This is a genomic window from Bifidobacterium sp. LH_413, from assembly GCF_056357015.1.
In genome coordinates this window covers 120,763-130,639 of sequence record NZ_JBKEVK010000006.1, presented here as the reverse complement: position 1 = coordinate 130,639, position 9,877 = coordinate 120,763, and the positions used below count along the sequence as shown (strand labels likewise).

Here is a 9,877-nt window from a genome sequence, read left to right as displayed (position 1 = left end):
ACGAGAGGACCTGGGTGGACGAACCTCCGGTACGCCGGTTGTCACGCCAGTGGCACCGCCGGTTGGCTGCGTTCGGAAGGGATAACCGCTGAAAGCATCTAAGCGGGAAGCCCGCTCCAAGATAAGTATTCCCGGGGAGCCTTCGGGTTCCTGAGACCCCCCATGCAGAACACGTGGTCGATAGGCCGGACGTGGAAGCCCCGCAAGGGGTGGAGCCGACCGGTACTAACGGGGAAGCGCGACACACAACCCACACCCCCAAGGAGTGTGGAGAGCATCGGCGAAGACTGCGCGAAAACACGCGACACGGAACAACGGTCCGTGACCACAAAAACGATCAGCGACGCGTCCACCATCCGGTCCCCAAACCACCAGCCATCAGGAGACACGGGACACGATTCCCTCCTGATAATTGAAGATTTGCGGCGGTCATGGCCCAGGGGAGACGCCCGGACCCATTCCGAACCCGGAAGCTAAGACCTGGCACGGCGATGGTACTGCACCCGACAGGGTGTGGGAGAGTAGCACGCCGCCGCACCACAACGAGAACAGGACCCCGGTCGAGCAACAGCTCCCGGGGTCCTTCCCATACCACGACACGCACGCCACGTCACCACGCGCGCGTGCGACCACCCTCCGGCGCTACGCGCCACCTCCCGCCGGCGGGAGGAAACAACGGACACACGCGACGGGAACGAACCCGCCAGCCACCCACCGACACCACACGCGCGCGGGACACGAAAACCACCCTCCGGCGCTGGCGCGCCACCTCCCGCCAGCGGGAGGAAACAACGGACACACGCGACGGGAGCCCCGCGCCGCACGCGTCCTCACCGACACCACACACGGGGGCCGCCCACGAAGACCACCCTCCGGCGCTCACGCGCCACCTCCCGCCAGCGGGAGGAAACAACCAGGACACCGACGAAAGAGACGGCGGGAGGAAACAGGGGACGGCCGTTCTTGAGTTGTGTCAGCGGTCTAGGCGGAAGCCTTGGGCGGCTGCCTTGGGAAGCAGGCACTTGCCGCTGACGTCCTGCACGCCGACCTTGGCAATCTGATCACTGAACGCGTCCACCGGACGATCTGTGTTACGCAGATCGTAGTATTCGTGCACCGTCGCATCGAACTCGTCAAGACCTGACAGCATGGCGGCACCAACACCAACACCAACACCAACACCAACGCCAGCTCCAACACCGGTACCAGCTTCGGTATTGGTTTCCGTACTGGCGCCAACACAGGCATCGGCACCGCTGCCATCGGACGGATATGTGTTCTCGAAGAACTGCATCGTGCGCGGCATACGCGGCTTCAACGCGGGCTCCTGATCCGGCTTGCCGATGGCGATCGCCAGCACCGGATACGTGTATTCCGGCAGATGGCACACATCAATCAGACCGGGGATGTCGTTCAGCACGGAGCCGAGAATCACGCAGCCGAGTCCCAGCGAGTAGGCGGCGGTCTCCATCGCGTGCAGGGCGAGCACGGCATCGTTCTGCGCCTGCGTGAAGCGGTAGCTGGAATTCAGCGTCCACGCGTCACCATGCGCGTCGACGCCCTTGCGTTCGGCGATCAGCGCGTTGCGGTGCTCGTCGATGATGAACAGGTAGAGCAGCGGCGCCTGCGCGATGTACGGCTGATGCCCGAATTCGGCGAACCTCGCCTTGATCGCCGGATCGGTGATGCGAATCGCCGACCAATCGTTGAGATACTGGCTTGAGGCGGCGTGCTGCGCGACCGTTTCGAGCGCCGCGCGGGTGTCGTCGTCGATGGCCTCGTCTTTGAAGGCGCGGATCGAACGACGGTTCAACAGGGTTTCGATAGTGCTGTTAGTAACCATGACCCCATTGTCGTCCGCGCACTGGCCAAACGGCGACGCCGGTGCGCCGGCAGCGCACGTGCGTCGCCCTTCAGCGTCGCCCTTCAGCGGCGGCGGCGGTGACGACGGTCGACGATCGCCTTGGATCCGCGGTCGGACAGCTGCGAGACGAGCGCGCCGAACGCGGCGGACAGCACGGTGAACAGCAGCTGCGTGAGGAATCCCTGCGGCGCGTCGGCGGCGAGACCGCGACGCACGTTACGACGGGATACGCCTCGATTCCACATGGTTTGGAACAGTTTGCCGCCGATCAGTCCCGCGAGCGACGGCAACGCCCATGTCACGATCTTGTCGCCGAGGGAATCGGGATCATTCAACCGGTGTGCGCGCATCGCGTCGACCTTCTCGTCGATACGATGGAACGCGGAGACGGCACGATCCGCCGACGATGGCCCTGCATGCGCCCCGCTATGCTTCTCATCACTCATAGCCTCCAGTCTACCGGCGCGTCGATCATCAATCGAACACCTCACGGCGATTCAGTGGAGTCGGGAGCGTTCACGGGCTACAGTGGAACCATGACTACACATCAATCGGACGGCACCGTAGCCGTCGACACGTCCCGTGGCGGCACCGGATACCTGGTGCTCCTGCGCCACGGGCAGACCGCATGGAGCCAATCGGGGCAGCACACTGGACGTACCGACATTCCGTTGACGGAGGTCGGCAGACAGCAGGCCGTGGATGCCGGCAAGCGTCTCGCGGCCGCGTTCCCCGGCGGATTCGACGAGGGGTGCGTGTTCTCCAGTCCGCTCGTGCGCGCGAGGGAGACGGCCGTGCTGGCCGGTTTCGAGCATCCGGGCACGTTGGACGGCATCGCCGAGTGGGATTACGGGTGCGCGGAAGGTCGCACACGCCAGCAGGTCGGCGAGATGGCGGGATTCCAGTGGGACGTGTGGCGTGACGGTCCGCGATCGCTGCCGGAGCATATGCAGGCTGATTGGGTGGAGACGCTGCCCGACGGCACGCAGGTGCCGGTGCATGACGGTGTCGGCGAGACCGTGGAGGAGGCGGCCGCCCGTGCGCGTGGCGCCATCGACGAGGTGCTGCCGCTGCTTGAGGCGGGGCACAACGTGCTGTTCGTCGCGCACGCGCATATCCTGCGTATCCTCACGTCGCAGTGGCTGGGCGTCGAACCGCGGTTCGCGCGTCTGCTGCGCCTCGACACGGCGCACTACTGCGTGCTCAGCAAGTACAAGGGCGACAACGTCATCGAACGCTGGAACTGCTAGTGCCGTCCGCTGAGGCCGTATGAAGGGCAGTCCGGTGGGGACTGCCCTTAGGCCGAAGGCTTGCCCGACAGGCAAGCGGGTGGGACTGTCGGCGCTAGCGTCGACCGGTGCTGGAACGGACCACCAGTTGCGCGGGGAGCGTGCGGAACCGGTGGTCCGTGTTGCGTCCGCGGATGAGGTCGAGGGTCATACGGGCGGCGATGCGCGCCGTTTCGACCGGGTTCTGGCGAATCGTCGTCAATCCGATGTCGTCGGCGTAGAAGCTGTCGTCATAGCCGAGAACGGACACGTCACCGGGCACGGAGAATCCGTTGCGCTCCAGCTGGAAGATGAGCGGCAGCGCGATGCCGTCCTCCTGACAGGCGATGGCGGTGGGCATCGTCGGCAGGCTCATCAGTTGCGTGACCACGCTGCCGATCTCGTAGTGGCCGTCGTCGTCGATCTGACATTCGATGGCATGCGGTTCGACGCCTTCTTTGCGGCAGTAGTCCATGAATCTGTCGAAACGGCCGCGTACGGAGAAGCTCAGTGAGACGTCGCGGTTCGTGGTGATGTACGCGATGTCGCGGTGTCCGAGCGTGAGCAGGTGGCGTGCGGCGAGCGTCGCGCCCTGCGCGTCGTCGATGGTGACGGACGCGGCGAAACCGTGCTGTTCGGAGTCGGCGCAGTTGATGCCGATGATCGGCACGTCGATCGACGCGAGCTGCGCGGTCTCGGCGGCGTCGATGTCGAACGACACGACGATGACCGCGTCGGCGTTGCGGCGCACCGGCAGCATCTCGAAGAACTCGCGGCGTTCCTCGATACTGGAGATCTGGAAGATGGAGATGTCGTAGCCTTCCGCATGGAAGATGTCGTTGAGCCCCTCGATCACGGAGGCGGTGAACCACATGCGGATGTGACCGCTCATCAGCACGGCGATGCGCAGCGATCGGCCGGATTTCAACGCGGCGGCGGAACGCGACAGGGAGAAGTTGAGTTCGTCGGCGAACTTGAGTACGCGTGCGCGGGTCTTCGCGTTCACCAGGTCGGGACGGGTGAACGATCGTGACACCGTCGAAATCGATACGCCCGCCGCTTTGGCGACATCCTGGATGTTGCTGTTCATGCGAACCACCTTGGTAACGGAAACAATCGAATCGTGTCCAGCTTACACGGGTGTGGCGGGTGACGAGGCGGCGGCTTGGATGCCGCCTCGTCACCCGCCACACCCGTCACTCAACCATCGTCAGTCGAGCACCCAGACGCTCACGTCCTGCGGGAGGCGTCCGTCGTCGGTCAGTGCGGCGGAGGCGAGCACGATCTCGCCGTCCGGCAGCGCGACCGGTTCGGCGCCGAAGTTGGTGACGGAGGTGAGCGTGCGCGGCTCGTCGTCGCCGGCCGGCACGGCCGGGCGACGGTAGGCGATCACGTCGGCGCCCATATCCACCCAGTCGAAGGTGGACGTGTCGCCGGTGGCGGTGAGCAGTTCGGCGCGCAACGCGAGCAGACGACGGTACAGGGCGAGCATCGACGTGTCGTCATGCTCCTCCTTGTCCGCGGCGAAATCGCGGAACCACAGCGGCTGCGGCAGGTGCGGGGCCTCGGCGGGCGTGCCATCGGCCTTAGTGCGCGGCGAGAAGCCGAACGACGTGCCGACGGCGAACTGGTCGCTCCACTCGGCGGGCGTCACGGCGTCGCCCTCGCCGGACTCGTCCGCGACCCACGGCAGCGGCACGCGGCAGCCGTCGCGGCCCTTGTCGGTGGCGGCGCGACGCGTGTTGAACGCGGTCGGATCCTCGAGACGATCCCACGGGATGTCCGCGACCTCGAACAGGCCGAGCTCCTCGCCTTGATAGACGTAGATGCCGCCGGGCAGACCGAACTCCATGAGCGCGGCCGCACGGGCGCGCTTCGTGCCGAGCGCACGGTCCTCGACGTACGTGGAGCCGTCGCGCACCAGCCAGTCATGCGCGAGCTGGTGGTAGGGCGCGTTCGGCACTTGCGGCAGACCGTAGCGGGTGGGGCTGCGCGGCACGTCGTGATTGTTCATCACCCACGTGGTGGTCGAACCGTGCGTGGCCGCGGCCGCGCCGAGCCCGCCTTCGATGGCGGCGCGGATCTCGTCGGGCAGCCACGCGGCCTTCGCGAAGTCGAAGTTGAAGCACTGGCCGAGCTCGTCGGTGGAGGCGTACAGATGCTGATGCTCGGGCACGACCCACGCCTCGGCGACGGCGAAGCGTGGCGGATCGTAATGGTCGAACACCTCGCGGCGCCATTCGCGGTAGATCTCATGCACTTCGTGACGGTCCCACAGCGGGCTGGTGAAGTCGTGGCACAGCTGGTTCTGCACGTCGTTCGCGGCCATGTCCTCAAGCGGCGTGGAGTCGAGGTCCTTGGCGAGGCCGTGAGCCACGTCGATGCGGAAGCCGTCGGTGCCGTGGTCGGCCCAGAAACGCAGCGTCTTGATGAATTCGGCGTGGATGTCCGGGTTGTTCCAGTTGACGTCCGGCTGCTGCTTGGCGAACAGGTGGAGGTACCACTGGCCGTCGGGCACGCGCGTCCACGCCGGGCCGCCGAACATGGACTGCCAGTCGTTCGGCGGCAGTTCGCCGTGCTCGCCACGTCCCTCGCGGAAGATGTAGCGGTCGCGTGCGGGGGAGCCGGGCGCGGAGGCGAGGGCCTCCTGGAAGAAGACGTGCTTGTCGGCGGTGTGGTTCGGGACGATGTCGACCATCACCTTGATGCCGGCGGCGTGCGCGGCGGCGATCATCGCATCGAAATCGTCCATCGTGCCCAGACGCGGGTCGACGTTGCGGTAGTCGATGACGTCGTAGCCGCCGTCAGCCAGATCGGACGGGTAGAACGGGCTCAGCCAGATCGCGTCCACGCCGAGCTTCTCCAAGTAGTCCATCTTCTCGGTGACGCCGGCGATGTCGCCAAGACCGTCGCCGTTCACGTCCTTGAAACTGCGCGGATAGACCTGGTAGACGACGGCCTGCTTCCACCAGTCGTCGTGCATGTTGTTCGCTGTCATGCGGATTGCCCTCCTTTGGGTTGTCGGTGTGCGGTGCCGGTGTGCGGCGGTGTGCGCAAGTGCGGCACAGCATGCCGCTTGCGGCGTGTATACGTGTATTCCCTCACGCGGCGAACTGTCTGTCGCGTTTATGACAACGATAGCATCGTTGCGGTCATTGGGTTATCGGGGTGTCGTGAATCCGTCCTGCCGCGCTGTTGCAAGCGCGGCAGGACGGCAGACGCGCCGCCCGCGCTCGCCGATGCGCGCGGCGGCGTGCATCATACGAGAATCGCGAACGACTGCGGCGGCAGTACGAGCGCGCCGTCCGCGGCGATCGTCGGGCCGCCGAGCGCCAGCGCGATCGTGCGGGTGACGGCAGCGTGGATGACGGCGTCGCCGCCGGCGCGATCGGCATCATCGTGATGGCCGTCGCGCGCCGGCACGTCGATCGTGACGGTGCCGTGGCCGGGGTTCATCGCGACGATCACGTCGTCGGCTGCGGCGTCGGACGTGATGTCGCCGGAATCGTCGCCGCGACGCGTCTCGCCGTTCGCCCCGCCGTCGTCGCGCGCGACGCGGCGGAAGGCGAACGCGCGGCCGCCGTCGCGACCCGCGACCACCTCGAACGCGGCGTTTGCGCGCAACGCGGGCGTCGTGCGGCGGAACGCGAGAATCGCGCGAATCCAATGCCACAACGATTCCGGATCGGACTGCGCCGCCGCGGCCGTTGGCGCGTCTGGCGCGGGGTCGACGGGCAGATACAGGTCGGCGATGCCGGTCGCGGGGTCGACAGGCGCATCGGAGAACCCGAGATTCGGTGCGCTCGCATCCCACTGCATCGGCGTGCGGCTGCCGGTGCGGATGTAGCCGCCCTCATGCGTGGGCAGCGGGCGGTAGCGCATCGCGATCTCGTCGCCGTAGTAGACGAACGGGCAGCCGGGCATCGTCAGCAGCATGCCGTACGCGATTTTCAGCTCGCGTTCGGTGAGGCGTTGGCCGACGCGGATCGTGTCGTGATTGCAGGTGATGAGATCGAACAGGCCACCCGCGCGCTCGCAGTCGGCGAGCTGCGGCAGATACTGGTCGAGGAACGGTTTGATCGCCGCGCCGGAATCCGCGTTGAAATAGCTGGCGTCACCGTCGCGGACCAACGGGGTGTCGGTGTTGCGCAGCAGCATGTTGTAGCCGTTCGGCCAGCCGCCCCACCGCCAATCGAGGTAGAAGTCCATGTCGAAGCCCGCCTGCATCGACTCGTAGGGGCGGCCCCATTCGGCGACGAACGCGGCCTGCGGGAATTCGGGGCGGATCTTCGCGAACATGTGCTGCCACGTGCGGATCGTGAACGGTTTGCCGTCGTCGTCGTGCTTGACGAGACTGTCGGACATGTCGACGCGGAAGCCGTCCGCGCCGCGCGAGAGCCAGAAGCGCATCACGTCGAGCATCGCGTCGCAGGTGGCGAGGGCGTCCGGGCCGAGCGCCGGCTTCTGCCACGGCTGGTTCGGGTGGGCGAAGCCGTAGTTGAGCGCCGGCTGGCATTTGAAGAAGTTCAGGATGTAGGTGCCGTCGCGCGGCTCCTCGCCGCCGACGAACGGCAAGCCGTCGCCGCCGGCGATCCAGCAGTCCGTCCAGATGTAGCGTTCGGATACGTTGACGGGAGTTGGGGCGCCGGTGGTGGGGATGGCGGTGCCGGGGGTGGTGCCGGTGGCGGTGGTGGGGCCGGCAGGACCGTCGCCGGGGTCGACCGGGGGAGCGGCCACGCGGTCGTCGTAATCGGCGCGTGCGCTGGCGCGGAACCAGGCGTGCTCCTCGCTGGTGTGGCCGGGCACGAGGTCGAGCAGGACGTGCATGCCGCGATCGTGCGCCTCGGCGAAGAGGCGTTCAAGGTCCGCGTTCGTGCCGTAGCGCGGCGCGACCTTCGTGTAGTCGCGCACGTCGTAGCCGGCGTCCTTGAACGGCGAATCGTAGCAGGGGTTGATCCACAAGGCGTTGCAGCCGAGGTCGCTGATGTAGTCGAGTTTTTCGATGATGCCTGGAATGTCGCCGATGCCGTCGCCGTTCGAGTCGTTGAACGACTGCGGGTAGATCTCGTAGAAGACGGCCGTTTCGAGCCATGCGGGGCGTGAGGTGGGGGAGTGGGGGTCGGAGGCGGTGTGTCGTGGTGTGGCGTTCATGGAAACTCCTGTGTTCATGCGGTTTCGCAGCATTGCATAACGATTGCAATTCTAGCGGGATGACGCGAAATGCGAACGTATGCAGAAATGGTGCTATACTGTGAGTCAACGATGTTCCGCAGCGTTGCAAATACAAGACATCTCAGCGCCCCAAAGCCGCGGTGTTAACGTATTCAGCGTAAGTGTCAATATGGCATTGCAAACGTGGTCATCGTGAAGTTGGAGATCCGACCGAGCAGGAAAGGAATGATCGAAGATGATCAGTTGGAAGAAGAGGATCGTCGGACTCGTCGCCGCGGCCGCCATGCTGGTGCCGCTCGCCGCATGCGGTTCCGATGCGGATTCCGCGCAGAGTGCCGACGGCGGTGCCGTCACACTGAGCGTCTGGGCCCCGCAGGAGGATCAGGACGGCAACGACTCGTGGCTGAGCCAGGTCGAGAAGGGCTTCGAGAAGGCCCACCCCGAGTACCAGATCACGTGGAAGAACGACGTCGTCTCCGAGGGCGATGCCTCCAAGCAGGTGCAGACCGACCCGTCCGCCGCGGCCGACGTCTACATGTTCGCCTCCGACCAGCTCGGCACGTTCATCAAGCTGGGTGCGATCGGCGAGCTCGGCACCGACGCCGCTAAGCAGATCAAGGAGCAGGACGGCAGCCTCGAAGTCGATTCCGTCACCGGCTCCGACGGCAAGTACTACGGCGTGCCGTACACCGACAACACGTGGTTCATGTACTACAACAAGGCGAAGTTCTCCGACGACGACGTCAAGAGCCTTGACACGATGCTCTCCAAGGGCGTCGTCTCCTTCCCGCTGGCCGACTCCTGGTACCTCGGCGGCTTCTACGACGGCCTGACGCTCTTCGGCGAGAAGGGCAACGACGAGAAGGCCGGCATGGTCTTCCCGAAGGATTCCGCCGACATCACCACGTACCTGGTGAACATGGCCGCCAACCCGAACTTCCACAACAGCGCCGACAACTCCGGCCTGTCCGAGATTCAGGCCGGCACCGCCGACGCGTTCTTCTCCGGCTCCTGGTCCGCCGCCGACATCAAGAAGGCCCTCGGCGACGACATGGGCGTCGCCCAGCTGCCGACCTTCACCGTCAACGGCGAGACCAAGCAGATGAAGTCCTTCGCCGCCACCAAGGCCGCCGCCTACAACCCGAACGCCAAGAACCCGAAGGCCGCCGCGCAGTTCGCCGCTTACCTCGGCTCCACCGAGGCCCAGAAGCTGCACTACACGACCCGCGGCATCATCCCGACCGACAAGTCCCTCGCCTCGCTGACCACCGATGACGCGGTCGCCAAGGCCCAGTCCGATACGATGGCCAACACCGCCATCCTGCAGTCCGGCCTGGCCGGCATGAACGACTGGTGGACCCCGGCCGAGACCTTCGGCAAGGCCATCGTCAACAAGGAGGTCACGGCCGACAACGCCGCGGCCAAGACCGACGCCTGGGTCAAGTCCGTCGGCACCTACGCCGAGTGATCCGCACGGGGCCGGTCCCTCCCTCCTTCGGGGGCCGGCCCCGTTCCCTCGTCGGCCGGCAGCGGCCGGCGGCGATCGTCGAACATCAACCATCGATCATCAATC

Annotated in this window: 7 protein-coding genes and 2 rRNA genes; 4 read left to right on the top strand and 5 right to left on the bottom strand. The window is 65.9% G+C overall.

The window, feature by feature from the left end:
* Positions 1–249 (top strand): 23S ribosomal RNA (locus tag AC1AYN_RS09360); the annotation flags it as partial.
* Positions 250–421: 172 nt separating this feature from the next.
* Positions 422–538 (top strand): 5S ribosomal RNA (gene rrf / locus AC1AYN_RS09355).
* A gap of 435 nt (positions 539–973) precedes the next feature.
* On the opposite strand, the gene AC1AYN_RS09350 is transcribed toward rrf, so the two are convergent.
* Together AC1AYN_RS09350 and AC1AYN_RS09345 are read right to left on the bottom strand one after the other, a co-directional pair.
* Positions 974–1,843, bottom strand: a complete 870-nt coding sequence (locus AC1AYN_RS09350; protein ID WP_476512498.1) for a nitroreductase family protein — start codon at positions 1,841–1,843, stop codon at positions 974–976.
* An 83-nt stretch (positions 1,844–1,926) separates the two neighbouring features.
* Positions 1,927–2,310, bottom strand: coding sequence for a DUF4235 domain-containing protein (locus AC1AYN_RS09345; protein WP_476512499.1), 384 nt, complete (start codon positions 2,308–2,310; stop codon positions 1,927–1,929).
* A gap of 90 nt (positions 2,311–2,400) precedes the next feature.
* Here AC1AYN_RS09345 and AC1AYN_RS09340 point away from each other — a divergent pair, with 90 nt between their 5' ends.
* Positions 2,401–3,114: a histidine phosphatase family protein gene (locus tag AC1AYN_RS09340; protein WP_476512500.1), complete on the top strand. Its 714-nt coding sequence runs from the start codon at positions 2,401–2,403 to the stop codon at positions 3,112–3,114.
* A 94-nt stretch (positions 3,115–3,208) separates the two neighbouring features.
* On the opposite strand, the gene AC1AYN_RS09335 is transcribed toward AC1AYN_RS09340, so the two are convergent.
* From AC1AYN_RS09335 to AC1AYN_RS09325, 3 genes are all read right to left on the bottom strand, one after another.
* The gene (locus AC1AYN_RS09335; protein WP_476512501.1) at positions 3,209–4,222 is read right to left on the bottom strand and encodes a LacI family DNA-binding transcriptional regulator; all 1,014 of its coding nucleotides are present in this window, start codon (positions 4,220–4,222) and stop codon (positions 3,209–3,211) included.
* Positions 4,223–4,342: 120 nt separating this feature from the next.
* On the bottom strand, positions 4,343–6,130 hold the full coding sequence (locus AC1AYN_RS09330; RefSeq protein ID WP_476533017.1) for a glycoside hydrolase family 13 protein: 1,788 nt from the start codon (positions 6,128–6,130) through the stop codon (positions 4,343–4,345).
* 260 nt (positions 6,131–6,390) lie between these two features.
* Positions 6,391–8,283: an alpha-amylase family glycosyl hydrolase gene (locus AC1AYN_RS09325; protein WP_476533016.1), complete on the bottom strand. Its 1,893-nt coding sequence runs from the start codon at positions 8,281–8,283 to the stop codon at positions 6,391–6,393.
* Positions 8,284–8,539: 256 nt separating this feature from the next.
* Here AC1AYN_RS09325 and AC1AYN_RS09320 point away from each other — a divergent pair, with 256 nt between their 5' ends.
* On the top strand, positions 8,540–9,772 hold the full coding sequence (locus tag AC1AYN_RS09320) for an extracellular solute-binding protein (RefSeq protein ID WP_476533015.1): 1,233 nt from the start codon (positions 8,540–8,542) through the stop codon (positions 9,770–9,772).
* Positions 9,773–9,877 lie beyond the last annotated feature (105 nt).